The organism is Sphingomonas sp. S-NIH.Pt3_0716, assembly GCF_003950715.1.
Taxonomy (GTDB): Bacteria; Pseudomonadota; Alphaproteobacteria; order Sphingomonadales; family Sphingomonadaceae; genus Sphingobium; species Sphingobium yanoikuyae_A.
In genome coordinates this window covers 139236-162764 of the sequence record NZ_QLJK01000004.1, presented here as the reverse complement: position 1 = coordinate 162764, position 23529 = coordinate 139236, and the positions used below count along the sequence as shown (strand labels likewise).

27 protein-coding genes are annotated in these 23529 nt (G+C 65.2%); 12 read left to right on the top strand and 15 right to left on the bottom strand.

The annotated features are described in order from the left end of the window. Positions 1-3: 3 nt before the first annotated feature. Positions 4-909 (bottom strand): tRNA glutamyl-Q(34) synthetase GluQRS, encoded by a 906-nt coding sequence (gluQRS, locus tag BRX37_RS04655; RefSeq protein ID WP_164522408.1) that lies wholly within the window; start codon positions 907-909, stop codon positions 4-6. Between the two features lie 93 nt (positions 910-1002). On the opposite strand from gluQRS, the gene BRX37_RS04650 reads away from it, so the two are divergent. Then, on the top strand, positions 1003-1569 hold the full coding sequence (locus BRX37_RS04650) for an HNH endonuclease (RefSeq protein ID WP_037506283.1): 567 nt from the start codon (positions 1003-1005) through the stop codon (positions 1567-1569). An 11-nt stretch (positions 1570-1580) separates the two neighbouring features. Here BRX37_RS04650 and BRX37_RS04645 read toward each other — a convergent pair whose 3' ends face one another. After that, positions 1581-2318: a Crp/Fnr family transcriptional regulator gene (locus tag BRX37_RS04645; RefSeq protein ID WP_004210159.1), complete on the bottom strand. Its 738-nt coding sequence runs from the start codon at positions 2316-2318 to the stop codon at positions 1581-1583. Between the two features lie 208 nt (positions 2319-2526). Between BRX37_RS04645 and murA the strand changes: the two genes are divergently transcribed. Both murA and BRX37_RS04635 read left to right on the top strand, forming a co-directional pair. Further along, on the top strand, positions 2527-3810 hold the full coding sequence (gene murA, locus BRX37_RS04640; RefSeq protein ID WP_004210161.1) for a UDP-N-acetylglucosamine 1-carboxyvinyltransferase: 1284 nt from the start codon (positions 2527-2529) through the stop codon (positions 3808-3810). After that, complete coding sequence (locus BRX37_RS04635; RefSeq protein ID WP_125985707.1) at positions 3803-5320, top strand: PAS domain-containing protein; 1518 nt, start codon at positions 3803-3805, stop codon at positions 5318-5320. Before murA ends, BRX37_RS04635 begins: the two co-directional genes overlap by 8 nt. On the opposite strand, the gene BRX37_RS04630 is transcribed toward BRX37_RS04635, so the two are convergent. The 7 genes from BRX37_RS04630 to BRX37_RS04600 form a co-directional block, all read right to left on the bottom strand. After that, positions 5265-5702, bottom strand: a complete 438-nt coding sequence (locus BRX37_RS04630) for a response regulator (protein ID WP_125985706.1) — start codon at positions 5700-5702, stop codon at positions 5265-5267. The genes BRX37_RS04635 and BRX37_RS04630 overlap by 56 nt on opposite strands. Positions 5703-5771: 69 nt before the next feature. After that, positions 5772-6002 carry a DUF2188 domain-containing protein gene (locus BRX37_RS04625; protein WP_004210167.1) on the bottom strand — a complete coding sequence of 77 codons (231 nt, stop codon included), beginning with the start codon at positions 6000-6002 and terminating at the stop codon, positions 5772-5774. Between the two features lie 25 nt (positions 6003-6027). Next, positions 6028-6519 carry a crossover junction endodeoxyribonuclease RuvC gene (gene ruvC / locus BRX37_RS04620; RefSeq protein WP_004210168.1) on the bottom strand — a complete coding sequence of 164 codons (492 nt, stop codon included), beginning with the start codon at positions 6517-6519 and terminating at the stop codon, positions 6028-6030. An 84-nt stretch (positions 6520-6603) separates the two neighbouring features. Further along, positions 6604-7347 (bottom strand): YebC/PmpR family DNA-binding transcriptional regulator, encoded by a 744-nt coding sequence (locus BRX37_RS04615; RefSeq protein WP_004210169.1) that lies wholly within the window; start codon positions 7345-7347, stop codon positions 6604-6606. Positions 7348-7441: 94 nt separating this feature from the next. Continuing rightward, positions 7442-7768, bottom strand: coding sequence for a YbjQ family protein (locus BRX37_RS04610; protein WP_206434114.1), 327 nt, complete (start codon positions 7766-7768; stop codon positions 7442-7444). Positions 7769-7891: 123 nt separating this feature from the next. Continuing rightward, the gene (locus BRX37_RS04605; RefSeq protein ID WP_004210171.1) at positions 7892-8134 is read right to left on the bottom strand and encodes a DUF2312 domain-containing protein; all 243 of its coding nucleotides are present in this window, start codon (positions 8132-8134) and stop codon (positions 7892-7894) included. Between the two features lie 178 nt (positions 8135-8312). Continuing rightward, a complete protein-coding gene (locus tag BRX37_RS04600; protein WP_125985705.1) occupies positions 8313-8612 on the bottom strand; it encodes a DUF1244 domain-containing protein in 300 nt (99 codons plus the stop codon). Positions 8613-8716: 104 nt separating this feature from the next. On the opposite strand from BRX37_RS04600, the gene pyk reads away from it, so the two are divergent. Then, entirely contained in the window at positions 8717-10189 is a 1473-nt protein-coding gene (gene pyk, locus BRX37_RS04595) for a pyruvate kinase (RefSeq protein ID WP_125985704.1), read from the top strand. A 183-nt stretch (positions 10190-10372) separates the two neighbouring features. Here pyk and ykgO read toward each other — a convergent pair whose 3' ends face one another. After that, positions 10373-10498, bottom strand: coding sequence for a type B 50S ribosomal protein L36 (gene ykgO / locus BRX37_RS04590; protein ID WP_004210176.1), 126 nt, complete (start codon positions 10496-10498; stop codon positions 10373-10375). 196 nt (positions 10499-10694) lie between these two features. On the opposite strand from ykgO, the gene BRX37_RS04585 reads away from it, so the two are divergent. Genes BRX37_RS04585 through BRX37_RS04575 form a run of 3 tightly spaced genes read left to right on the top strand, consistent with a single transcriptional unit; the run spans position 10695 to position 13816 of the window. Beyond that, positions 10695-11285: a DUF4136 domain-containing protein gene (locus tag BRX37_RS04585; protein ID WP_004210178.1), complete on the top strand. Its 591-nt coding sequence runs from the start codon at positions 10695-10697 to the stop codon at positions 11283-11285. After that, positions 11282-12412, top strand: a complete 1131-nt coding sequence (locus BRX37_RS04580) for a M14 family metallopeptidase (protein ID WP_125985703.1) — start codon at positions 11282-11284, stop codon at positions 12410-12412. The genes BRX37_RS04585 and BRX37_RS04580 overlap by 4 nt, the downstream gene beginning before the upstream one ends. A 39-nt stretch (positions 12413-12451) precedes the next feature. Continuing rightward, positions 12452-13816: an amidase gene (locus BRX37_RS04575; RefSeq protein WP_318276600.1), complete on the top strand. Its 1365-nt coding sequence runs from the start codon at positions 12452-12454 to the stop codon at positions 13814-13816. Here BRX37_RS04575 and BRX37_RS04570 read toward each other — a convergent pair. Genes BRX37_RS04570 through BRX37_RS04560 form a run of 3 tightly spaced genes read right to left on the bottom strand, consistent with a single transcriptional unit; the run spans position 13813 to position 16893 of the window. Beyond that, on the bottom strand, positions 13813-14532 hold the full coding sequence (locus BRX37_RS04570) for a dienelactone hydrolase family protein (protein WP_125985701.1): 720 nt from the start codon (positions 14530-14532) through the stop codon (positions 13813-13815). The two genes, BRX37_RS04575 and BRX37_RS04570, sit on opposite strands and share 4 nt — an antisense overlap. Before the next feature lie 30 nt (positions 14533-14562). Beyond that, positions 14563-15561, bottom strand: a complete 999-nt coding sequence (locus tag BRX37_RS04565) for a 50S ribosomal protein L11 methyltransferase (protein WP_004210185.1) — start codon at positions 15559-15561, stop codon at positions 14563-14565. Between the two features lie 39 nt (positions 15562-15600). Beyond that, positions 15601-16893 carry a methyl-accepting chemotaxis protein gene (locus tag BRX37_RS04560; RefSeq protein WP_004210187.1) on the bottom strand — a complete coding sequence of 431 codons (1293 nt, stop codon included), beginning with the start codon at positions 16891-16893 and terminating at the stop codon, positions 15601-15603. A 274-nt stretch (positions 16894-17167) separates the two neighbouring features. Between BRX37_RS04560 and sdhC the strand changes: the two genes are divergently transcribed. The 4 genes from sdhC to BRX37_RS04540 all read left to right on the top strand — a co-directional run bounded on the left by sdhC (position 17168) and on the right by BRX37_RS04540 (position 20454). Next, positions 17168-17500, top strand: coding sequence for a succinate dehydrogenase, cytochrome b556 subunit (gene sdhC, locus BRX37_RS04555; RefSeq protein ID WP_004210189.1), 333 nt, complete (start codon positions 17168-17170; stop codon positions 17498-17500). Next, positions 17500-17889 carry a succinate dehydrogenase, hydrophobic membrane anchor protein gene (sdhD, locus tag BRX37_RS04550; protein WP_004210192.1) on the top strand — a complete coding sequence of 130 codons (390 nt, stop codon included), beginning with the start codon at positions 17500-17502 and terminating at the stop codon, positions 17887-17889. Before sdhC ends, sdhD begins: the two co-directional genes overlap by 1 nt. Then, positions 17889-19703, top strand: coding sequence for a succinate dehydrogenase flavoprotein subunit (gene sdhA / locus BRX37_RS04545; protein ID WP_010339302.1), 1815 nt, complete (start codon positions 17889-17891; stop codon positions 19701-19703). The genes sdhD and sdhA overlap by 1 nt, the downstream gene beginning before the upstream one ends. Positions 19704-19827: 124 nt before the next feature. Continuing rightward, on the top strand, positions 19828-20454 hold the full coding sequence (locus BRX37_RS04540) for a hypothetical protein (RefSeq protein WP_125985700.1): 627 nt from the start codon (positions 19828-19830) through the stop codon (positions 20452-20454). Between the two features lie 9 nt (positions 20455-20463). Here the strand turns inward: BRX37_RS04540 and BRX37_RS04535 are convergent, their stop codons facing one another. Both BRX37_RS04535 and BRX37_RS04530 read right to left on the bottom strand, forming a co-directional pair. Continuing rightward, positions 20464-20928 carry a vgr related protein gene (locus BRX37_RS04535; protein WP_125985699.1) on the bottom strand — a complete coding sequence of 155 codons (465 nt, stop codon included), beginning with the start codon at positions 20926-20928 and terminating at the stop codon, positions 20464-20466. Then, a complete protein-coding gene (locus tag BRX37_RS04530; RefSeq protein ID WP_037506266.1) occupies positions 20925-21410 on the bottom strand; it encodes a copper chaperone PCu(A)C in 486 nt (161 codons plus the stop codon). The genes BRX37_RS04535 and BRX37_RS04530 overlap by 4 nt, the downstream gene beginning before the upstream one ends. A 177-nt stretch (positions 21411-21587) precedes the next feature. On the opposite strand from BRX37_RS04530, the gene dnaK reads away from it, so the two are divergent. Then, on the top strand, positions 21588-23486 hold the full coding sequence (gene dnaK / locus BRX37_RS04525) for a molecular chaperone DnaK (RefSeq protein ID WP_004210200.1): 1899 nt from the start codon (positions 21588-21590) through the stop codon (positions 23484-23486). The last annotated feature ends 43 nt before the right edge of the window (positions 23487-23529 follow it).

Sequence of the window (23529 nt, the reverse complement as noted above, 5' to 3'; positions counted from 1 at the left end):
ATGCTAGGCCGCTCCGGCGGTGATGCCAACCGGAAAGCGCCCGGCGCGCAGATCATCGGCCAGGCGCTGCGGGTCCATGCCGGCGCCGCGCAGTTCGGCGAGCGCGATCGCGCCGTCCCGCTTCGCCAGCCGCTTGCCATCGGCGCCCAGCAGCAGCGGGTGGTGGATATAGGCGGGGCTTGGCAGGTCGAGCAGCGCCTGCAGCAGGCGATGGATGTCGGTCGCGGCGCGCAGGTCATTGCCGCGCAGCACATGGGTGACGCCCATCGCCGCATCGTCCAGCGTGCAGGACAGATGATAGCTGGCCGGCGCATCCTTGCGCGCCAGCACGACATCGCCCGCCGCCGCCGGATCGGCTGCTATTTCGCATGGCGCCGCGTTGGGATCGGGCGGATAGGGCAGGGCGGTCCAGCGGAGTGGCCCCGTCCGTGCGACCGCCGCCTGCATGTCGATCCGCCAGGCATGGGGCATGCCCGCCGCGATGCGCTCCGCGCGCACGGCGATCGGCAGGGCGCGACAGGTGCCGGGATAGACCGGGCCTTCCGGGCCATGCGGCGCGGTCAGGCTCGCCTGGATATCGGCGCGCGTGCAGAAGCAAGGATAGAGCAGGTCCATCGCGCGCAACTGGTCGAGCGCTGCGTCATAGTCGGCCAGGTGCTGCGACTGGAAGATGATCTCCCCATCCCATGCCACGCCCAGCCAGCGCAGATCCTCGACAATCCCGTCGACATGTTCGGGCCGGCTGCGGGTGCCGTCGATATCCTCGATCCGCAGGCGAAAGGTGCCACCCGCGGCCCGTGCCAGGTCCATCGCCATCAGCGCCGACCAGCCATGGCCGACATGCAATCGACCGGTGGGGCTTGGCGCGAAACGACTCACAAGATGCTGTGGTGCGGTGGATTGAGTCATACAGGCTCTTGACGGCGGATATTCGTTAATGCTGTCATGCTCTTGTCACGTTGTTGGTCGATCAGCGGCGTCGGCAAGGGGGTAGAGGCGACTATGTACCATCCCGACCTGATACGGCATCCGGAAAACTGCCCGGCGCTGGTTTTGAATGCGGACTATACCCCGCTCAGCTATTATCCCCTGAGCCTGTGGCCCTGGCAGACCGCCATCAAGGCGATTTTTCTGGAGCGGGTGGACATCGTCTCTTCCTATGAGCGGGAAGTCCACAGCCCCAGCCTGCAGATGCGCATTCCCTCGGTCATCGCGCTCAAGCAATATGTGCGGCCCTCGGAGCATCCGGCCTTCACCCGGTTCAACCTGTTCCTGCGCGATCGTTTCAGCTGCCAATATTGCGGCACGACGCACGATCTGACCTTCGACCATGTCGTGCCGCGCCGCGCGGGTGGCCGCACCACCTGGGAAAATGTCGCGACCGCCTGTTCGCCCTGCAATCTCAAGAAGGGCGGGCGCACGCCGCGCGAAGCGGGCATGCAATTGCATGTCCAGCCGATCCGGCCGACCAGCTGGCAGCTGCAGGAACATGGCCGCGCTTTCCCGCCCGGCTATCTCCACGAAAGCTGGCACGACTGGCTCTATTGGGATGTCGAACTGCTGGCCTGACGCGCGGCGCGTCAGCTCATTGCGGGCAGCCAGTCCAGGTCCATATGCTTGTGCCGGTTGGTATAATGGCCGATTTCTTCCAGCCGGGCCATGTCGACCAGCGTGATCCGGCCATTGGCACGGCTGATCAGCTTTTCCTGCTCCATCTGCCGGATCATCCGGTTCACATGGACGGATGTCAGGCCGATCGCGTCGCCAATCTCCTCCTGCGTCAGCTTCAGGTCGAAACTGTCGGTGATGCTGTCGTCGGTCACGCGCAGCCGATCGAACATGTCGAGCAGGAAGGAGGCGACCCGCGCCCTGGCCGATGTGCGGCCCAGCGAGGCAAGCCGGTCGGTCATCGCCACCCGCTCCGCATTGGACAGCAGGAACAGCAGGGCGGCGACGCGCGGATATTCCTCCAGCAGCCGGCGCAGCGCATGCTTGTCGAACGGGCAGACGATCGCGTCCGACAGGGCGACCAGTGATTCCGGGGCCTTGCTGTAGATGGTGCTGGCCGAACCGATGAAATCGCCGGGGAAGTAGACGCGCAATATCTGGCGGCTGCCATCGGGCAGAATGACATAGCTCATGACCCGACCTTCGCGCAGCACGAACAACTCAGTGATCGTCTCGTTGACGCGCTGGATCATGGCCCCGCGCTTGATCTTGCGGGGATTTTCTTCCAGCCGAGCCAATGCTGCTTTTTCTGCGTCGGACAGGGGAACCGTCTTGGCCAGTCTTTCCGCGAAACAGCTCGTCGCCACCAATACACCTTCTTCTTGAAATTGTTGTTACGATGGCAGAACGCCCCAACCTCCTTTTGGCTGCATTTCGGTAAGGCGCACTAAACTCGATCAAGGTTGCGGCGATCCGCGAAAATAGTCTTCCGTCGCGCCCGTCCCTGCCCGTTTTTCACGCCGAACGACCGCGCGCGCGCCTTGCACGGCGCGCAATAGACGCTATGAAACCTAGCCAATGGACCGCATTCACATTCGCGGCGGCAAGCAACTCAACGGCCGCCTTCCCATCTCCGGCGCTAAGAACGCTGCCCTGACGCTGCTGCCCTGCGCGTTGCTGACCGACGAGCCCGTCGCGCTGCGCAATCTGCCGCGCCTGGCCGACGTCGACAGCTTCGGCCATCTGCTCAACCAGCTTGGCGTGTCGACCATGATCGAAGGCGCCCGTCCGGAGGATTTCGGCCGCGTCATGACGATGCGTGCCGGCCGCGTGACCTCGACCGAGGCGCCCTATGACATCGTGCGCAAGATGCGCGCGTCGATCCTGGTGCTCGGGCCGCTGCTCGCCCGCGCCGGCGAGGCACGGGTGTCGCTGCCCGGCGGCTGCGCGATCGGCAACCGCCCGATCGACCTGCACCTCAAGGCATTGGAAGCCTTCGGCGCGATCATCGAGATCGCGGCCGGCTATGTCCGCGCCAGCCTGCCCGATGGCGGCCTGCCCGGTGGCATCTATACCTTCCCGGTGGTGTCGGTCGGTGCGACTGAAAATGCGCTGATGGCGGCCTCGCTCGCCAAGGGCACCTGCATCCTGGAAAATGCCGCGCGCGAGCCGGAGATCGTCGATCTCTGCAAGCTGCTGATCGCAATGGGCGCCGATATCGAGGGTGTGGGCACCGACAAGCTGGTGATCCATGGCCGCGATCGTCTTCACGGCGCGACCTACAGCGTCATGCCCGACCGTATCGAGGCGGGCAGCTATGCCTGCGCTGCGGCGATCACCGGCGGTTCGCTTGACCTGATCGGCGCCAATGCCGACGACATGCACGCCATCCTGGCCGCGCTGCGCGACGCTGGCGTGCAGGTCGATGAGCATCGCGACGGCATCCGCGTTTCGTCCGACGGCAAGCTCAAGCCGCTGACGCTGTCGACCGCGCCTTTCCCGGCCTTCCCGACCGACATGCAGGCGCAGTTCATGGCGATGCTGACCAAGGCGGAGGGCGCGTCGGTCCTGACCGAGACGATCTTCGAGAATCGCTACATGCATGTTCCTGAACTGGCGCGCATGGGTGCCGACATCAGTGTCAACGGCCGCACTGCGGTCGTACGCGGCGTCGACAAGCTGGTTGGTGCGCCGGTGATGGCGACCGATCTGCGCGCATCGATGAGCCTGATCCTAGCCGGCCTTGCCGCCGAAGGCGAGACCATCGTCAGCCGCGTCTATCATCTGGATCGCGGTTATGAGCGGCTGGAGGAAAAGCTCTCGGCCGTCGGCGCCGACATCGAGCGGGTCAGCGATGGCTGACGGACGCGGCCTGGCAACGGATCGGGCGGCGCTGCTGGCGCTTTATGATCTCGACGCCGGCGGTTTCCGTACCCTTGACGATATCACCAGCTTCGCCGCGCAACTATGCGGGGCGCCGATCGCGCTCGTCAGCATTGTCGAGGATGTAAGGCAGCGCTTTCTGGCGCGGGTCGGGCTGGATGCGGAGGAGACGCCGCGTGACGTATCCTTCTGCGCCCTTGCCATGCTGGGCGACAAGATCTTCGTCGTGCCCGACGCGACGCAGGATGCGCGTTTCATCGACAATGCGCTGGTCACCGGCGCGCCGCATATCCGCTTCTATGCCGGTGCGCCGCTGGTTGGCGGCGATGGCGAGCCGCTGGGTGCGCTCTGCGTCATCGACACCGTGCCGCGCGATGACCTGACCCCGCTGCAGCGCCAGGGGCTGTCGCTGCTGGCGCGGCAGGTGATGGTGGAACTGGAAGGGCGCCGCCGCGATCGCGACGTGATCGCCCAGCAGCGGCTCGACGCGGCAGCGGTGGCGGATAGCGATCGCATGTTCCGCACCCTGGCCGACACCATGCCGCAAATGGTCTGGTCGACCCTGCCCGACGGCTATCATGATTATTATAATGCGCGCTGGTATGAATATACCGGCGTGCCGGCCGGATCGACCGATGGCGATGCCTGGAACGGCATGTTCCATGTCGATGACCAGCCCAAGGCCTGGGAGAAATGGCGCCATTCGCTGGCGAGCGGCGATCCCTATGAAATCGAATATCGGCTGCGGCACCGCGACGGCCTCTATCGCTGGACGCTGGGCCGCGCCCTGCCGATCCGCGATGCGCAGGGGCAGATCATCCGCTGGATCGGCACCTGCACCGAGATTCACGAACAGAAGCTGATGCTCGAAGAGCGCGAGATGATCGCGCATGAACTGTCGCACCGGATCAAGAATATCTTCTCCGTCATTGCCGGCCTCATCGGCCTGTCCGCGCGCGAGCGACCGGGCATGCAGGAAGGGGCGGACGACCTGCGCGATCGCATCCTGGCGCTGGGGCGGGCGCATGACTTCGTCCGGACCCATGGCGGCGGCGTCAGCATGGCGGAGGAGCAGGCATCGCTGCATGGCGTGCTGGAGGAGATTTTCGCGCCCTATGGCGGCCGGGAACGACTGCAATTGTCGGGCGACAATCCGCCGATCGATGATCGCTCGGCGACGCCGCTGGCGCTGCTGTTTCATGAACTGGCGACCAATGCCGCCAAATATGGCGCGCTATCGACGCCTGATGGCTTCATCGCGCTGCATGTGGTGACGCAGGATGAGGATATCCTGCTCGACTGGCGCGAAGAGGGCGGACCGAGTGTGGCGCCGATCGCCAGCGAAGGCTTTGGCAGTCGCCTGATCGCGCTCAGCGTCGAGCGTCAGCTGGGTGGTCAACTCGAACGGCAATGGTGCCCCGAAGGGCTTCGGCTCAGCCTGCGGATACCGCGACGCTCGATGCACCGCGCTGCGGCGGGAAGGGCGTAAAGCCGGCAATTTCCGCTGTGGTGAGGTCGGCTGCTTCGGTGGCGGCCAGGCGCACGGTCTGGGCAATGCTCTGTGCGCGGAAGGGCTTGGTGACGACGCCCAGCGCAGCAACGGAAGCCGTGCCGATCTGCGCTGGATTGGCGGTCACATAGATGACCTTGATGCCGAAGCGGCTGGCCAGTTCCATGCCGATGGCAGGGCCGGTGGGGCCATCACGCAGGTTGAGGTCGACCAGGGCGATGTCGCAGGATTCGGCGGCGGCCATCGCCGCCTCGCGGTCGGCCGCGATGCCGCCGACATCGAAGCCGGCATCCTGCACAATCTGTTCGATTTCCAACGCGACGAAAATCTCGTCCTCGACGATCAGAATCTTCTTGCTCATCCCTGCGCCCGCTTATGCTGGTGTCGATAAATGCGGAAAGGGACGAAGAGTTCCCGAAATATGTAAAAATCAGGTGTCGTCGTTTTCGATGCTGGTCCAGGCCGTGTCGAACGCGGTGCCGTTCATCAGCAGGACCGATGCGGGATAGCCGCCTGCCGCTGCCTTCTTCGCCGTTTCGGTGGCGCTGTCGATCGCGGCCTGCTGCGTCGCGAAGGGGCCGTAATAGCTGTTGTTGAGGTTGATCTTCCACGCGCCGTCATGCGGGACGATGATGTAGCGGGCGTGGGGCAGGTCGGTCATGGTCGCGATGGTCTCCGATGGCAGGTCAGCGCGCGGGCATCCGCCGGGCGCTCGCCAGATGATGGGCATGGGTGATCGCCACCGCAAGGGCGTCGGCTGCGTCCGACCCGACGATCTTGGCGCCGGGCAGCAGCCGCTGGACCATGGCATGGACCTGGTCCTTCGACGCGTTGCCGACGCCGACGACCGATTTCTTGACGAGGCGGGCGGCATATTCACCCACTTCCATGCCGGAACGCGCGGCATTCAGCAGGATGACGCCGCGCGCCTGGCCCAGCTTCAGCGTCGATTGCGGATTGACGTTGACGAACACCTCCTCGACCGCGGCGCCATCGGGCCGATGTTCCAGGATCAGGTCGGTCAGCGCCAGATCGAGGGCCATCAGCCGCGTCGCCAGCGACATCGCGCTGTCGGTCTTGATCTGGCCGTTGCCGACATGGGTCAGGCGATTACCATCGGCGGCGATCAGGCCCCAGCCGGTGGTGCCGAGGCCGGGGTCGAGGCCAAGTATGATCATGGGTGCAGGATCGTCCGCATCGGGCAAGACCGGCGCGCATCGGCGCTGCGCGATCTCGCCCGAAGCGAACGGGAGCCGGGCATCTTAGCCCAGCTTCTCCATCACGGCGTCGGAGACTTCATAATTGCCCCAGACGGTCTGGACGTCGTCATCATCTTCCAGCGTGTCGACCAGCTTCAACAGCGTTGCGGCATTGGCTTCGTCGACTTCCAGCGTGGTCTGCGGCTTCCAGGCGAGCTTGGCGCCCTCTGCCGGACCCAGCTTGGCTTCCAGCGCCTTGGCGACTTCGTGCAGCGCGTCCATCGCGGTCCAGATTTCATGCTCGTCTTCGTTCGACGAGACATCGTCCGCACCGGCCTCCAGCGCGGCTTCGAACACGGCGTCGGCATCGCCGGCGCTGGCGGGATAGGTGATGAGGCCCAGGCGGTCGAAGCCATGGCTCACCGCGCCCGATGCGCCGAGGTTGCCGCCATTCTTGGCGAAGGCGGTGCGGACATTGGTCGCGGTGCGATTGCGATTGTCGGTCAGTGCCTCGACGATGATGGCGACGCCGCCGGGGCCATAGCCCTCATAGCGGATTTCCTCGTAATTCTCCATGTCGCCGCCGATCGCCTTGTCGATCGCGCGCTGGATATTGTCCTTGGGCATCGACTGGGCCTTCGCGGCGTTGACCGCCAGGCGCAGGCGCGGGTTCATGTCCGGATCGGGCATGCCCATCTTGGCCGCGACGGTGATTTCGCGCGACAGCTTGGAGAACATCGACGAGCGCTTCTTGTCCTGCGCACCCTTGCGATGCATGATGTTCTTGAATTTGGAATGGCCGGCCACGGCCTTCTCCTGACATTTTCTGTGAAACCGAAGCGCGCTCTCTAGCGAGCGCGTCGCCATCCTGCAACGCTAGAGGATAGCGGGGGCGGTGCGATCAGTAGCGGATCGCGGTGCCCGAGGCGGAGACCATCAGCATCGATCCATTGGCGCCGATCACCTCATAGTCGAGGTCGACGCCGATGACGGCATTGGCGCCGAGCTTGCGGGCATTGCCCTTCATCTCCTCGATCGCTTCGCCCCGAGCGCGCTGCAGCACATCCTCATAGGCGCCCGATCGGCCGCCGACGATGTCGCGCACGCTGGCGAACAGGTCGCGGAAGAGGTTGGCGCCGACAATCACTTCGCCGGTGACGATGCCCAGATAATCCTGGGCGGGACGGCCTTCCAGGCGGCTGGTGGTGCTGACGATGATGTCGGTCATAGGGGGCGTCCTCTCACTTTGGTTGCGCCCCTGGCGCGAGGGGGCTGGACCAGATGTAGGTCGACAGCACCCCTCGGCAAGGTCCGGTGGCTTGCACCGGTCGGGAATAAGGCGTGGACCGCCTTATTCCATGCCCAGCGCGGACAGATAGGTCTGCAGGATCGCTTCCATTTCCTGGCGGTCATGCGGCTGCATCTTACGCAGGCGGATGATCTGGCGCATGATCTTGGGGTCGTAGCCGGTTGCCTTGGCTTCCAGATAGACGTCCTTGATGTCGTCGCCGATGCCCTTCTTTTCTTCTTCCAGGCGCTCGATGCGCTCGATCAGAAGGCGCAGCTGGTCGGCTGCGATATTGCCCTCGCTCATGGGAATCTCCGTGTCAGTGTGAATCGGTTGGTGGACGCTCCTAGAGCCTGATCGGGCGAGGTGGAAGCGCTTTGCGCGTCCGCCGATACCGTGAATCAGGCTCTAATTGAGAAATGCCGGGTCGCGCAATGCACTCCAGGCTGATCCGGCAGGGTCGCCCGGAGCCTGGTGCCAAAGCTTAGTGATTGTCCGCGTTCTTCGCCACGCTCTCCTGCATCTTCGCGATCTGCTCGGGCGTCGCCTCGCCCTGATGGCGGGCCTTCCATTCGGCAAAGGGCATGCCGTGGACGATTGCGCGGGCGTCGTTGCGGGTCAGATCGCCGTCGGCCTCTGCAATCCAGTCGGCCAGACAGTTGCGGCAGAAGCCGGCCGTGCCCATCAGATCGATATTCTGCACGTCGGTCCGATGCTGCAAATGCGCGATCAGCCGACGGAAGGCGGTTGCAGCGACGGCGTCACTGAGTATGGTAGCGGACACAGGCGGAACCTTTCGCTTAATCTACATCATCCTGTCGTGCAGCACGGATAATCGATAACGACGCCCTGGCAAGCCAGAGGCGATCAATACGGCCAGGAGAAGACATGACACGACTATCGCCCCGCTCGCGCAAGGTTCGCATTCTCGCGACCCTCGGTCCCGCCAGCGAGAGCGCAGAGATGATCCGCGCATTGTTTGTCGCGGGTGCCGACGCCTTTCGAGTCAATATGAGCCATGGCGCGCATGAGGATCATGCCGCCCGCATCGCCACGATCCGCGAGCTGGAAAAGGAATTTTCCCGGCCGACCACGATCCTGGCCGACCTTCAGGGCCCCAAGCTGCGCGTGGGCACGTTCGAGAAGGGGCTGGTGGTGCTGGAAACCGGCGCGGCCTTCGTCCTCGATCGGGACGACACGCCGGGCACCGTCGAGCGCGTGAACCTGCCGCACCCCGAAATCTATGCCGCGCTGGTCCCCGAGACCCGGCTGCTGCTGGATGACGGCAAGCTGGTGCTGCGGGTGAAGGCGGTCACGGACACGCGAATCGACACCATCGTCGAAATCGGCGGGACGCTGTCGAACCGCAAGGGCGTGAATGTGCCTGACGTGGTCGTGCCGGTGCCGGCGCTGACCGACAAGGATCGCCGTGACCTCAGCTTCGCGGTCGATCAGGGCTGCGACTGGATCGCCCTGAGCTTCGTCCAGCGGCCCGAGGATCTGGCCGAGGCGCGCAAGCTGATGGGTGGCCATGGCGCGCTGATGGCCAAGATCGAGAAGCCCTCGGCCGTGCAGCGGCTGGAAGAGATTATCGAGATGGCCGACGGCGTGATGGTCGCGCGCGGCGATCTGGGCGTGGAATTGCCGCCGCAGGCGGTGCCGCCGCTGCAGAAGCAGATCGTCGCCACCGCGCGCCGCATGGGCCGTCCGGTTGTGGTTGCGACCCAGATGCTCGAATCAATGATCAAGGCGCCGACCCCGACCCGCGCCGAAGTGTCGGACGTGGCGACCGCGGTCTATGACGGCGCCGATGCGATCATGTTGTCGGCCGAAACGGCGGCGGGCGACTGGCCGGTCGAGGCAGTGTCGATGATGGACAGCATCGCCCATAGCGTGGAGCGCGATCCGGGCTATTTCGCCCGTCTGCACTTCACCGAGACCCGGCCCGACCCGACCACCGCCGACGCCCTGGCGGAGGCTGCCGCCGGCATCGTGCCGGTCGTCGGTGCCAGCGTCATCACCTGCTTCACTTCCTCGGGCAGCACCGTGCGCCGCGTGGCGCGCGAGCGGCCGTCCGCACCGATCCTGGCGCTGACGCCGCGATCCGATACCGCGCGCAAGTTGGGCCTGACCTGGGGCGTCCATGCGATCCGCACCAAGGATATCGGCACCTTCGAGGAAATGATCGGCAAGGCGCGCCGCATGGCGCTGCGCCATGACATGACGGTCAAGGGTGGCAAGATCGTGGTGCTGGCGGGTGTCCCCTTTGGTACGCCCGGCTCGACCAACGTCCTGCATGTCGCGACCGTGCGTGGCGACGAACTCAAGGGGCGTGACGAAGAGCCGACCATGCTGGCCTGATTCGCCTTTTTCGACCGATTCGGCGCGGCGGCCATCCGGGTTGCCGCGCCTTTTTATTGGGTAGCCGAATCGATTCGCGTGAAAATGCTGCGCCAACACGTTGAGCGCCCGATCCATGGGATCGGGCGCTCAATAAGACCTTTGGAAGGTCCGGAGGATCGGCGAGCCGATCCGTCCGCGCTTTTAGCCCTGGCGGGCCTTGAAGCGACGGTTGGTCTTGTTGATGACGTAGGTCCGGCCACGACGACGGATCACGCGGTTGTCCCGGTGGCGGCCCTTGAGCGACTTGAGCGAGTTGCGGATCTTCATTGTCAGCCTTCTGGAATCATGTCTGATTGGAAAAATCGAAGCGCAGCCCCTATGGGGGAGGCGGCCGAAAGTCAAGCGCAGGCCACCGCCTTTTGCCACCGTTCATCCTGCATGCAGCCAAGTCATGGCTTCACCCGTTGGAAGGGAATGCTATGTCGGCGGCGTGTTGGACATAGTCCCGTTGGAGTGCAATCGCATGTTGAAACAGATCATCCTCTCCTCCTGCCTTGCCCTGTCGCTCGCCGCCTGCGCGACGGTGCCGTCGGTGGAGGTGACGCGATTCCACAATGGCAGCCCGGCACAGACCGGATCGATCGCGGTGCAGGAAATCCCCGGCAATCCGGACGTTGGCCTGGAATTCCGTACCTATGCCGGCGCGGTGAGCCAGGAACTGCAGCGTGTCGGCTTCACCAATGCGGGCGATGCGGGCAGCGACTATGTCGCGCTGGTAGGCTTCCGCCGCAGCTTCCGCCCGACCGGCACCGCGCGCAATGACAAGCCGGTCAGCGTCGGCGTTGGCGGGGCGCTGGGCAGCGGCGGCTATTCCGGCCTCGGTCTGGGCGTCGGCATCAACCTGTCGGGAAAGCCCAAGGATATCGTCTCCACCGAATTGCAGATCCAGATTCGCCGTCGCAGCGATCAGGCCGCCATCTGGGAAGGCCGCGCCTCGACCGAATCGCGTGAAGGTACGCCCGAGTCGCAGCCGCGCGCCGTCGCGCAAAAGCTCGCCGCCGCCCTCCTCGGGGGCTATCCGGGCGAATCCGGGCGCACTATAACGGTCAAATGACCATCTCCATTTCGAGCGCCTTCGACAGCGGCAACATCCGCGTCCTCTCCATCACCGACACTCCCGACGGCGTCCGCGCCGAGCTGGAAATCGTCAAGGACAAGGACAGCGACTTCTATCAATGGTTCCATTTCCGTCTGGCGGGCGCCGCCGGACGGGAGGTGGAACTGGCGATCGTGAACTGCGCCGGCTCGGCCTATCCCGACGGCTGGCCGGGCTACAAGGCGCGGATGAGCGAAGATCGCGAGAATTGGCTTCAGGCCGATACCGATTATGCCGACGGCACGCTGACGATCCGCCTCTCGCCCGACAGCAATGCCGTCTGGCTTGCCTATTTCGCGCCCTATTCGATGGAGCGCCATCATGATCTGGTCGCCTGGGCCGCCTGCCAGCCGGGCGTCGAGCACCGCGAACTGGGCCTGACGCTGGATGGCCAGCCGCTCGACATGCTGAGCGTCGGCGAAGGCCCCAAGAATGTCTGGCTCTATGCCCGCCAGCATCCCGGCGAAAGCATGGCCGAGTGGTGGATGGAAGGCGCGCTGGAGCGCCTGACCGACGACGAGGATGCGGTGGCGCGCTATCTGCGCCAGAAGGCGACCTTCCACATCGTCCCCAACATGAATCCCGACGGCAGCCGGCGCGGTCATCTCCGCACCAATGCGGCGGGCATCAATCTCAACCGCGAATGGCATGAGCCGTCGATGGAGAAGAGCCCGGAAGTCTATCTGGTCCGTGCCGCGATGGACGAGACGGGCGTCGATTTCGCCATGGACGTGCATGGCGACGAGGCGATCCCGGCGGTGTTCCTGGCGGGCTTTGAGGGCATTCCCTCGATCACCGACCGGCAACTCTCGCTCTATCATCGCTATCGCGACACGCTGGCGGCCCGGACGCCCGATTTCCAGACGCGCCTCGGCTATCCGGTGGCGGGCAACGGCAAGGCCAATCTCGCCATGTCGACCAACCAGCTGGCCGAACGCTTCGGCGCGGTCGCGATGACGCTGGAAATGCCGTTCAAGGATAATGACGATCTGCCCGACGCCGATTTCGGCTGGTCGCCGGCCCGTTCGGCGCAGCTCGGCAAGGATTGCCTGGCGGTGCTGGCGGAGATGATCGAGGATATCTGACCGGGCTGATCGGGGGGGCAATAGATGGAGCATGGCGGCGTGACGCGACGGACGATCCTGCACGGCGCCGGTGGCGCCATGGCGCTCGGCACTGTCGGCGCGCCGGCCATCGCCAAATCCCGCCCGTCGCGCGAGCGTCTGGAAGCAGCGCTCGCGCGCATCGCCGACCCGGCGGGGGAGGGCAGGCGCACCTACCTTACCCTCTATGCGGACAGCGCGCGGGCGGCGGCGGACGCGGCCGATGCCCGCGCCGGTTCGCCGCTCTCGCCGATCGACGGCGCCATTGTCAGCATCAAGGATCTGTTCGATGTCGCGGGCGAACCGACCCGCGCCGGTTCGCTGATCCTGGCCGATGCGCCGCCCGCCACCGTCGATGCGCCGGTCGTTGCCCGGCTCAAGCAGGCCGGCGCGGTGATCGTCGGCAAGACCAACATGGTCGAATTCGCCTTTTCCGGCGTCGGCGAGAATCCCCATTATGGCACGCCGGGCAATCCGGCCGACCGGGGCCGCGTGCCGGGCGGATCGACCAGCGGCGGCGGCGTCGCGGCGGCCGATCAGATGTGCGAGATCGCCATCGGCACCGATACCGGCGGCTCCTGCCGCATCCCCGCCGCGCTGTGCGGTGTGGTCGGCTACAAGCCGACCAAGGCGCGGGTGCCGACCGATGGCGCCTTTCCGCTGTCGCCCACGCTCGATTCGATCGGGCCGATCGCGACCAGCGTCGATGCCTGTTTCCGCACCGATGCGATCTTGGCGGGAGAGGCGCCCCGCCGGCTCGACCTCGCGCCGCTCAAGGGGCTGCGCGCCGGCATTCCGCAGGGCCTGCCGCTGGCCGATCTGGACGCGACCGTCGCGGCGCGTTTCGCCGATGCGCTGGCCCGGCTGGGCCAGGCGGGCGTGACGCTCAGTGACGAGGTTTTCCCGCAATTCGACGCGATGCAGGCGCTCCAGTCGCCGGTGCCGATCGCCTCGGTCGAGGCCTATGCCATCCATCGCGATCGAATCGCGACCCGTCCGCAGGATTTCGATCCGATCGTGCTGGCGCGGATGCAGGCAGGCCGCGACGTGACACCCGAACGCCACCGGCAGATGCTGGTGGAGCGCGCCGCGCTGGTGCGGTCGATGGACGCGCGCCTAGCTGATCTGGACATCCTCGCCCTGCCGACCACGCCGATCGTCGCGCCGACTGAGGCCGAGGTGGCGAATGCCGACGCCTTCGTCGCCCGCAACCGGCTGCTGCTGCGCAACACCGGCCTCGGCAACAGCTTCGACCTGTGCGCCATTTCCCTGCCGCTGCCGCGCGAGGGCGGCCTGCCGGTCGGCCTGATGCTGATGGCGCGGGCCGGGCAGGACCAGCGCCTGTTCGCGATCGCGGCAGCGGTGGAAAAGCTGCTGGCGGTTTAGCCGAACAGTTCCTCCAGGAAATTCACCATCGCGCGGAAGCTGCGCCGGTCGGCGTCGGGGCTGTAGGCCAGCCCCTTTTCGGGCATATGGACGCTTTCGTCGGTGAAGGCGTGGCCGGTATGGCCATAGGCATGAATCTGCCAGTCGCAGCCCGCCTCGGTCAGCTCCTTCGCCAGGCCGATGGTCGCCTCGGGCGGCGCGATCGGGTCTTCCCAGCCATGGCAGACCAGCAGCTTGGCGGTGATCGTGGCGTTGGGGAAGGGCGGTGCCTCATAGACGCCGTGGAAGCTGACGCCGCCGGCAATGTCGGCGCCCGCGCGGGCCAGGTCGAGCACGCATTTGCCGCCGAAGCAGAAGCCGATCGCGGCCGTGCGGGCAGCATCGACCGCCGGCATATCCTTGAGCAGCGCGTGGCCGCTCAGCATCCGCTCACGAAGCAGCGCGCGGTCGGCGTTGAGTTCGTTCATGTAGCGCCCGGCATCGGGATCCTCGCGGGTGGTGCGCTTGCCCTGCCCAAAGACGTCGGCGACCAGCACCGCATAGCCCAGCGCCGCGACCTTTTCCGCATAGAGGAAGTCGGCTTCCTTGGTGCCCAGGACATTGGGCACCAGCAGGATGCCCGGCACCGGGCCGGCGGCGGCATCGTCGACCACGGCGACGCTTTCGAACGGGCCGCCCGGACCGTCATGGATGATCGTCTGACGGGTGAGGACCATGAAAGCGTCTCCTGTGGATAAGTCGAAAAGTCAGATGCTGCCGAAGCCGGGGGCTTCGCCACGTGCGGCGGCATTGATGCGGCGGGGGCGTTTCCAGCCGATCTGCGGGCGCTTGCGCAGGCGCAAAGTCGGCCAATGGCCGCGATCGCTGCGTTCGGCGAGGCGCATGCCCTGCGCGCGATAGGCGGCGATCACCGCATCGGCCTGTTCGTTGAGCAGGCCGGCGAGCACGATCGTGCCGCCATCCTCCACCAATGCGCAGAGCGATGGCGCCAGTTCGATCAGCGGCCCGGCCAGGATATTGGCGATCAGCAGGTCATAGGGCGCGCGCCCGACCAGCGCGGGATGATCCACGCCGGCAGCGGTGCAGAGCGCCAACTGGCCGGCGCCCCCGCCCAGGGCAATGCCGTTCGCCACGGCGTTCTCGCGGCTGATGTCGACCGCCACCGGATCGATGTCGGAAGCAATCGCATGGGCGCGCGGCCACAATGTCATCGCGGCAAAGGCGAGCAGGCCGGTGCCGGTGCCGATATCGGCGACATTGCGGAAGCGCATGCCGACGCTGCGCATCCGGTCGATCATCGCCAGGCAGCCGGCGGTGGTCTCATGCTGGCCGGTGCCAAAGGCGCGACTCGCCTCGATCAGGAAATTGACATGGCCGGGCTGTTCGGGATCGCTGGCGACATTGCGCACATGGAATCGGCCGGCGGTGACGGGCTCCAGCCCCTGCTGGCTCATCGTCACCCAATCCTCGTCGGGCAGCGCTTCCACCTGCGGCTTGATGCCCGATGCGCTGGGCACCAGGGTTTTGAGCAGCTTGATCGCCGCCGGGCTCGGCTTGCCCTCGAAATAGGCGTCGAGCTGCCACTTATTCTCGTCGTCCGGCTCCGCCTCGCTGGTCATCAGCACCGGCGGATGCTCCATCAGGGCGAAGGCGGCGATGTCCCCGTCCAGCGCCTCCGCTTCGGCGCGGGTGCAGGGCAGGGTGACTTTCCAGCTCTGGGCGGCTGGCGCAGCGACATCATTCATGCCGCCGCCTTTAGACCAGCGGCAGCGGCAGGAAAAGGGTCAGGCGACCTGGCGGCCGAAGTCGCTGGAGGCATGCCGCAGGCTGGACAGCTTGCCCTCGACGCTCATGAAGCCGCGTTCCAGCTGGTCGATTTCCGATGCGACCACTTCGGTGTCCTGGCGGATCGCCGAAATGGTGGTCGACATCGAGTCGGCCGCCAGCGCGGTCTCGTCGACGGCGGCGGTGATCATCGTTACGGTCTGGGCCTGGGCATCCATGGCGTGGCGGATGCGCTGGGCACTGGCCTGTACTTCGCCCACGGTATCGCGGATGCGCTCGTTGGTCTCCACCGACTGGCGGGTCGATGCCTGGATGGCGGCGATCTTGCCGGCAATCTCGTCGGTAGCGCGGGCGGTCTGGTTGGCCAGGCTCTTCACTTCCTGCGCCACCACGGCAAAGCCGCGCCCGGCGTCGCCGGCACGGGCGGCCTCAATCGTGGCGTTGAGCGCCAGCAGGTTGGTCTGGCCGGCAATGTCGCGGATCAGGCCCAGGATCGATTCGATCGACTTGGCATGGTCCGACAGGGTGGCCGACATGGAAACGGCGTCGCCCGATTGCGACGCGGCGCGCTGTGCCACTTCGGCGGCGCTTTCCACTTCGGTGCGCGCGTCCTCGATGGCGCGGATCAGGCCGGCCGAGGTGCGGGCAGCCTCGCGCATCGCAAGGGCGGATTGTTCGGCGGCTGCGGCGACTTCCGACGCCTTGCCCAGCATGCCGCGGGTCGCGGCGGAGGCATCCTTGGCCTGCTCGCGCAGCGATTCGCCCAGCTGCGACGCGCCGTCGATCTCGCCCATGATGCGCTGTTCGAACAGGACGCCGAACTGCTGGCGCGCATTGCGCTGGCTTTCGGCATCGTCGATCGCGATCACATTGGCCATCAGCCCGGCATCGACCATGCCGACCTGCGCCATGATGTCGACCAGCCGGCGCCGGGTGGCGTCGTCGGCTGCGCGTTCCCAGATGATATCGGTCAGTTTCTCGTTGGCGGCGGCGACGGGCAGCAGCACGCCGCGCACCGAAATGCCGTGCTTGCGGGCGTGGCGGACGCAGGCGGTGGAGGACAGCGCCCAGTCACCGGCGCTGTAATGGCGCAGCTTCTGGCGGACATATTCATGCGCGGCGGTCTCGATCTTCGCCAGCGTCGTGGGCTGCAACCGGTTTCGCAGGCCCGAACTGTCCATATAGGTGGAGAAGAAGGTGCGCGCCGCGACGACCGCATCATCGGCAACCAGCTGCTCGATTTCGGCCATGCCACGGGCCAGATCACCGCGGGGGTCCACTTCGGCCAGCATCTGGGCGATGGCGTTCCTGGGCGTGGTGGCGGAAGTCATGGATTGCAGAACCCCAAATAGGTGTCAGGACGAACCAGGCGGTGATAGCGCCATTTGGTTAATCACTTCTTATTTGGGCGCGCGCATCGACATGGTCCGCGCGGCTTGCCCTTCGGCGTCTTCGCTCCTAAGGGGAGCGGACTCAAAGGACATAGCAGGGACCTGGGTAGACATGGCGCGAACCACAAGCCGGCCGCTCTCGCCGCATTTGACGATCTGGAAATGGGGGCCGGCAATGGCCGTCTCCATCATTCACCGCGTGACGGGCAATGGCCTGGCCACCGCCGGTGCTCTTGGCCTCATCTGGTGGCTGATGGCCGCCGCGACCGGCCCGGAAGCTTACGCCACCTTCGTCACCTGCGCGACCTCGCCGATCGGCTATCTGGTCATGGCGGGCCTGTCCTGGTTCTTCTTCCAGCACCTCTTCTCGGGTCTGCGTCACTTCGTGCTCGACATGGGTGCGGGTTATGACCTGAAGACCAGCAAGACCTGGTCGATCCTGACCTTCGTGCTGTCGACGATCGCCACCGCCGCCTTCTGGGCCGCGATCTGCCTGGGGAAATTCTGATGGGTACCGGAACCGGAATCGGCCGCGTCCGCGGTCTTGGCTCGGCCAAGCATGGCGCGCACCACTGGCTGGCACAGCGCTACACTGCCATCGGCAATCTGCTGCTGGTGCTGTGGCTGCTCTTCAGCCTGATCGCGCTGCCCGGCCTCGATTATGAGAGCGTGGTCAACTGGATCCACAACCCGCTGGTCGCCGTGCCGCTGATGCTGATGGTCGTCAGCATCTTCATGCATCTGCGTCTGGGCATGCAGGTCATGCTGGAGGACTATGTCCACGACAAGGGCCTGGCCTTCTTCTCGATGCTGCTGCTGAACTTCTATGCCTATGCCGGCGCTGCCGCGGGCGTCTTCGCGATCGCCAAGATCGCCTTCATCGGGGTCGTCAAGTAATGAGCGAAGCCTACAAGATCATCGACCATACCTACGACACCGTCGTCGTGGGTGCCGGCGGCTCGGGCCTGCGCGCCACCATGGGCAGCGCCGAAGCGGGTCTCAAGACCGCCTGCATCACCAAGCTGTTCCCGACCCGCAGCCACACCGTGGCGGCGCAGGGCGGCATTGCCGCTTCGCTCGGCAACAACAGCCCCGACCACTGGACCTGGCACATGTACGACACCGTCAAGGGGTCGGACTGGCTGGGTGACCAGGACGCGATCGAATATATGGTGCGCGAAGCGCCGGCGGCCGTGATCGAGCTGGAACATGCCGGCGTGCCGTTCAGCCGCAACCAGGACGGCACCATCTATCAGCGTCCGTTCGGCGGCCACATGCAGAATATGGGCGCCGGCCCGCCGGTGCAGCGCACTTGCGCCGCCGCCGACCGTACCGGCCACGCCATGCTGCACGCTCTCTACCAGCAGAGCCTGAAGTATGACGCCGACTTCTACATCGAATATTTTGCCATCGACCTGATCATGGAAGATGGCCCGAACGGCAAGGAATGCCGCGGCGTCATCGCCATCTGCATGGAAGATGGCAGCATCCACCGCTTCCGCAGCCATGCCGTCGTGCTGGCAACCGGTGGCTATGGCCGCGCCTATTTCTCGGCCACTTCGGCCCATAGCTGCACCGGCGACGGCGGCGGCATGGTGCTGCGCGCCGGCCTGCCGCTGCAGGATCTGGAATTCGTCCAGTTCCACCCGACCGGCATCTATGGTGCGGGCGTGCTGATCACCGAAGGCGCGCGCGGCGAAGGCGGCTACCTCACCAATTCCGAAGGCGAGCGTTTCATGGAACGCTATGCCCCGTCGGCGAAGGATCTGGCGTCGCGTGACGTCGTGTCGCGCTCGATGGCGATGGAAATGCGCGAGGGCCGTGGCGTCGGCGAGCACAAGGATCATATCTTCCTACACCTGGACCATATCGACCCCAAGGTTCTGGCCGAGCGCCTGCCGGGCATCACCGAAAGCGGCAAGATCTTTGCCGGTGTCGACCTGACCCGCCAGCCGCTGCCGGTGACCCCGACGGTCCATTACAATATGGGCGGCATCCCCTGTAACTATCATGGCCAGGTGGTGACGAAGGTCGGCGACGATCCGGAAGTCGTGGTGCCGGGCCTGTTCGCGGTCGGCGAAGCGGCCTGCGTGTCGGTCCATGGCGCGAACCGCCTTGGCTCCAACTCGCTGATCGACCTTGTCGTGTTCGGCCGCGCAACCGGCCTGTTCCTCAAGGACAATCTCAAGCCCAACACCCCGCACAAGCCGCTGCCGGCCAATGCGGCCGATCTGGCGCTGTCGCGCCTCGATCACTACCGCAACGCCAACGGCACCACCTCGACGGCGGACATCCGCATGGACATGCAGCGCACCATGCAGAAGCATGCCGCCGTGTTCCGCGACAGCGAATTGCTGGCCGACGGCGTCGTCAAGATGCAGGCGGTCAACAAGCGCCTTCAGGACGTCAAGATCGCCGACCGTTCGCTGATCTGGAACACCGACCTGATCGAGACGCTGGAACTGGACAATCTCATGAGCCAGGCCATCTGCACGATGGAAGGCGCCGAGGCCCGCAAGGAATCGCGCGGCGCCCATGCGCATGAGGATTTCCCGAATCGCGACGACGAAAACTGGATGAAGCACACCATCAGCTGGTTCGAAGGCTGGGGTGGTTCGGGCGGCAAGGTGACGCTCGATTATCGTCCGGTCCACGATTACACGATGACCGACGAGGCCGAGTATATCAAGCCGAAGGCGCGCGTATATTAAGCCTCTGGCATCATGCCGGAAATCTGAACAGGGCGGGCCATCTGGTCCGCCCTTTTTCTTTGCCCATTGCCAGCGCGCGATCAGGCTCTAGCTTGGGTGCCGATCGATCAAGGAGGTGCCGGCGATGCGGAAACCTGTTGGACGTCAGGGGATAATCCTGCTGCCCTTGTTGCTGACGGCTGCGGCCCCGCCCCAGGATGTGGACGCGGTGCTCGCGCTGACGCGGACAACGAAAGCGACATATGCGGTCTGCACCTGGAATGTGGTGACGCCCAGCGAGGAAGTGCAGCTCAAGGAATGGGCGGCCGAATATCATCAGGGCGACCGTCACCGGGTCGAAACCCCGCGCGACCGGATCGTTGCCAATTGCGCCACGGGGGAGGCCCAGCATCTCGACGTGCGCACTGGTGAAGTGTCAACTTCGCCGTCACTCGCGGCGGCCGCCTGTGGCGTCGACGCCAATCGCAAGCTGGTCGCCAAGGAATTTCTGGGGCGGGAGACCGGCGGTCGCTATGGCCCCGTATCCCGCATCGCGGTGGCCGATGACGGCAATCTGCGCACCTATGATGTGCTCGACGACGGCGCGATCATCGCGGCGACGATCCATGACGCCAATGACGACGCGACGGAGCGGCTGACCAGTGCGGTCCTCACCTACAGCCACAACCTGCCCGAAGCCGATATCTTCTCCACCGCCTCGCTCAGCCGCAGCGTCGTCCCCGACGGTTGCCGCAGCGGCCATGGGGGGTGAGGGGAGCGATCAGGTCATGGCAAAAGGCAACAGCGCCCGATAAACCGCGATCCCTGGCTTGCCTTCCACCCGGCCACCCTGGCGCAGGATGAAGGCATGGCGGACGATCTCGGCCTGCTGCTCGATGCCATATCGGGCGAACGGCTTGCCCGGCTCGATCGCATAGTCATAGCGGCAAAAGGGGTGTCGCATCAGCGGCAGCCAATATTTGCCCGATCGCTGCGCCTGCCAGACATGGGTCATCTCATGGATGAACAGGCCCTGCAGGCTGAGCGGGCTGGCGCAGAAATCCTCGCAGAATAGGCCACCTTCGGGGTGAAACCACAGGTCGCCGTCGGGCGCCATGGTCACCGCGCGCGGCTGGAAGGGCCACCATTTCCGGTTGTGGACGCGCACCCGATCATAGGCGATCGCGTCGCCGAACATCGTCCGGGCGAGCGCGGCCTCCTCAAATGTCAGCGGACGGCTGGTCAATGCGCCTTATGCTCTTCCGTCGCATTGCCCGCAGCAGGGGCCGCCGGTGCGCTGCCGTCGGGCTTGCGGATCACCGCATCGACCAGCAACCGATCGCCGTTCGACATCAGGAAGGTGAGTTGCATCTTGCCCCGGCTGATCGCGGTATCGTTGACGCCCCAGATCATCAGATGCTTGCCGCCCGGCGCGAACGCGACCGTGCCCTTGGCCGGCACATCGACGCTTTCGATCGGCTGCATCGACATCATGCCGTCCTTGCCGACGCTCTCATGCATCTCGACCTTGAGCGCATAGTCGGTCATCACTCCGCGCAACTGCACCCCGGCGTCGCCGCCATGCGCCACGAAATAGCCGGCCGAGGGCGTATCCTTGTTGGGTGACAGCCGGACCCAGGCCTGGTCGACATAGCTGGGCGCAGGGTCGCCACAGCCGGCAAGGGCCAGCGGCGCGGCAAGGGCAATAAGGGCAAGGGGCGCACGCATGGATCAGGGCTCCGTGACTGTCTCGTTTCCGGTCAATGCCTGACTAATCGCGCCTGATCCTTGTGCCAAGCGAAAGCGCGCCTATATCCCTTGCGCAAACCGGCCTTGCCTTGGCGCTTACGTGAGGTATGGGGCCGTCAACCGCTGAATTTATTTTGGGGTTCAAAGAGGACACAAATGGCAAAAGTTATCGGTATCGACCTTGGCACGACCAACAGCTGTATCGCTGTGATGGACGGCGGCAAGCCCAAGGTGATCGAGAATGCGGAAGGTGCGCGCACCACGCCGTCGATCGTCGCCTTCGCCAAGGATGGCGAGCGCCTGATCGGCCAGCCGGCCAAGCGCCAGGCTGTCACCAATCCGGACAACACGATTTTCGCGGTGAAGCGCCTGATCGGCCGCCGCTTCGACGATCCCATGACCAAGAAGGACATGGAACTCGTCCCCTATGACATCGCGAAGGGTCCGAATGGCGACGCCTGGGTCAAGGCCGGTGGCGAGGAATATAGCCCGTCGCAGATCAGCGCCTTCATCCTGCAGAAGATGAAGGAAACCGCCGAGAGCTATCTGGGCGAAACCGTGACGCAGGCGGTCATCACCGTTCCCGCCTACTTCAACGACGCCCAGCGTCAGGCGACCAAGGACGCCGGCCAGATCGCGGGCCTCGAAGTGCTGCGCATCATCAACGAGCCGACCGCGGCCGCGCTCGCCTATGGCCTCGACAAGCAGGACGGCAAGACCATCGCCGTCTATGACCTTGGCGGCGGCACCTTCGACATCTCGATCCTGGAGATCGGCGATGGCGTGTTCGAAGTGAAGTCGACCAACGGCGACACCTTCCTGGGCGGCGAGGATTTCGACGCCAAGCTGGTCGAATATCTGGCTGCCGACTTCAAGAAGGCGGAAAGCATCGACCTCACCAAGGACAAGCTGGCCCTCCAGCGTCTGAAGGAAGCCGCTGAAAAGGCGAAGATCGAGCTGTCCTCGGCCCAGTCGACCGAAGTCAACCTGCCCTTCATCACCGCCGACCAGAATGGCCCCAAGCATCTGGTGAAGACGATCACCCGCGCCGATCTGGAGCGCCTGGTCGCCGACCTCATCAAGCGCACGATGGAACCCTGCAAGAAGGCTCTGGCCGACGCCGGCGTGACCGCCAGCGAGATCAGCGAAGTCGTTCTGGTCGGCGGCATGACCCGCATGCCCAAGGTGCGCGAAGCCGTGAAGGAATTCTTCGGCAAGGAACCGCACACCGGCGTGAACCCGGACGAAGTCGTCGCCATGGGCGCCGCCATTCAGGCCGGCGTGCTGCAGGGCGACGTCAAGGACGTGCTGCTGCTCGACGTGACCCCGCTGTCGCTGGGCATCGAGACGCTGGGTGGCGTGTTCACCCGCATGATCGACCGCAACACCACCATCCCTGCCAAGAAGTCGCAGGTCTATTCGACCGCCGACGACAATCAGCAGGCGGTGACCATCCGCGTGTTCCAGGGCGAGCGTGAAATGGCGGCGGACAACAAGCTGCTCGGCCAGTTCGACCTGGTCGGCATCCCGCCGGCACCGCGCGGCGTGCCGCAGATCGAAGTCACCTTCGACATCGACGCCAACGGACTGGTCAACGTGTCCGCCAAGGACAAGGGCACCGGCAAGGAACAGCAGATCCGCATCCAGGCCTCGGGTGGCCTCAGCGACTCCGACATCGACCAGATGGTCAAGGATGCCGAGCGCTTCGCCGAAGAGGACAAGAAGCGTCGTGAAGCGGCCGAAGCCAAGAACAACGCCGAAAGCCTGGTCCACACGACCGAGGCGCAACTGGCCGAACATGGCGACAAGGTCGACGCTTCGCTGAAGGGTGAGATCGAAGCCGCGATTGCCGAAACCAAGTCGGCGATCGAAGGCGGCGACGCCGAAGCCATGAAGGCCAAGGCGCAGGAACTCGCGACCGTTGCCATGAAACTGGGCCAGGCGATCTACGAGAAGGAGCAGGCTGCTGCAGCCTCGCCGGAGGCCGAAGCGCCGAAGGCCGATGACGGCGTCGTCGACGCCGAATTCTCCGAAGTGGACGACAACAAGGCGTAAGCCCCATGAAACGCTCCTCGACTTCGCTTCGGGCGGACAGGCT

Excerpts from the sequence above, each read along its gene's own strand:
- BRX37_RS04605 (WP_004210171.1), bottom strand. The coding sequence starts at position 8,134 with ATGAGCGAGGGCAATATCGCAGCCGACCAGCTGCGCCTTCTGATCGAG.
- BRX37_RS04580 (WP_125985703.1), top strand. The coding sequence starts at position 11,282 with ATGACCATCTCCATTTCGAGCGCCTTCGACAGCGGCAACATCCGCGTC.
- BRX37_RS04540 (WP_125985700.1), top strand. The coding sequence starts at position 19,828 with ATGCGGAAACCTGTTGGACGTCAGGGGATAATCCTGCTGCCCTTGTTG.
- sdhC (WP_004210189.1), top strand. The coding sequence starts at position 17,168 with ATGGCCGTCTCCATCATTCACCGCGTGACGGGCAATGGCCTGGCCACC.
- dnaK (WP_004210200.1), top strand. The coding sequence starts at position 21,588 with ATGGCAAAAGTTATCGGTATCGACCTTGGCACGACCAACAGCTGTATC.
- gluQRS (WP_164522408.1), bottom strand. The coding sequence starts at position 909 with ATGACTCAATCCACCGCACCACAGCATCTTGTGAGTCGTTTCGCGCCA.
- BRX37_RS04560 (WP_004210187.1), bottom strand. The coding sequence starts at position 16,893 with ATGCTGGCCGAAGTGGACCCCCGCGGTGATCTGGCCCGTGGCATGGCC.
- ruvC (WP_004210168.1), bottom strand. The coding sequence starts at position 6,519 with ATGATCATACTTGGCCTCGACCCCGGCCTCGGCACCACCGGCTGGGGC.
- BRX37_RS04585 (WP_004210178.1), top strand. The coding sequence starts at position 10,695 with ATGTTGAAACAGATCATCCTCTCCTCCTGCCTTGCCCTGTCGCTCGCC.
- BRX37_RS04610 (WP_206434114.1), bottom strand. The coding sequence starts at position 7,768 with ATGACCGACATCATCGTCAGCACCACCAGCCGCCTGGAAGGCCGTCCC.
- BRX37_RS04635 (WP_125985707.1), top strand. The coding sequence starts at position 3,803 with ATGGCTGACGGACGCGGCCTGGCAACGGATCGGGCGGCGCTGCTGGCG.
- sdhA (WP_010339302.1), top strand. The coding sequence starts at position 17,889 with ATGAGCGAAGCCTACAAGATCATCGACCATACCTACGACACCGTCGTC.
- BRX37_RS04625 (WP_004210167.1), bottom strand. The coding sequence starts at position 6,002 with ATGACCGACCTGCCCCACGCCCGCTACATCATCGTCCCGCATGACGGC.
- BRX37_RS04630 (WP_125985706.1), bottom strand. The coding sequence starts at position 5,702 with ATGAGCAAGAAGATTCTGATCGTCGAGGACGAGATTTTCGTCGCGTTG.
- BRX37_RS04650 (WP_037506283.1), top strand. The coding sequence starts at position 1,003 with ATGTACCATCCCGACCTGATACGGCATCCGGAAAACTGCCCGGCGCTG.
- pyk (WP_125985704.1), top strand. The coding sequence starts at position 8,717 with ATGACACGACTATCGCCCCGCTCGCGCAAGGTTCGCATTCTCGCGACC.
- murA (WP_004210161.1), top strand. The coding sequence starts at position 2,527 with ATGGACCGCATTCACATTCGCGGCGGCAAGCAACTCAACGGCCGCCTT.
- sdhD (WP_004210192.1), top strand. The coding sequence starts at position 17,500 with ATGGGTACCGGAACCGGAATCGGCCGCGTCCGCGGTCTTGGCTCGGCC.
- ykgO (WP_004210176.1), bottom strand. The coding sequence starts at position 10,498 with ATGAAGATCCGCAACTCGCTCAAGTCGCTCAAGGGCCGCCACCGGGAC.
- BRX37_RS04565 (WP_004210185.1), bottom strand. The coding sequence starts at position 15,561 with ATGAATGATGTCGCTGCGCCAGCCGCCCAGAGCTGGAAAGTCACCCTG.
- BRX37_RS04530 (WP_037506266.1), bottom strand. The coding sequence starts at position 21,410 with ATGCGTGCGCCCCTTGCCCTTATTGCCCTTGCCGCGCCGCTGGCCCTT.
- BRX37_RS04570 (WP_125985701.1), bottom strand. The coding sequence starts at position 14,532 with ATGGTCCTCACCCGTCAGACGATCATCCATGACGGTCCGGGCGGCCCG.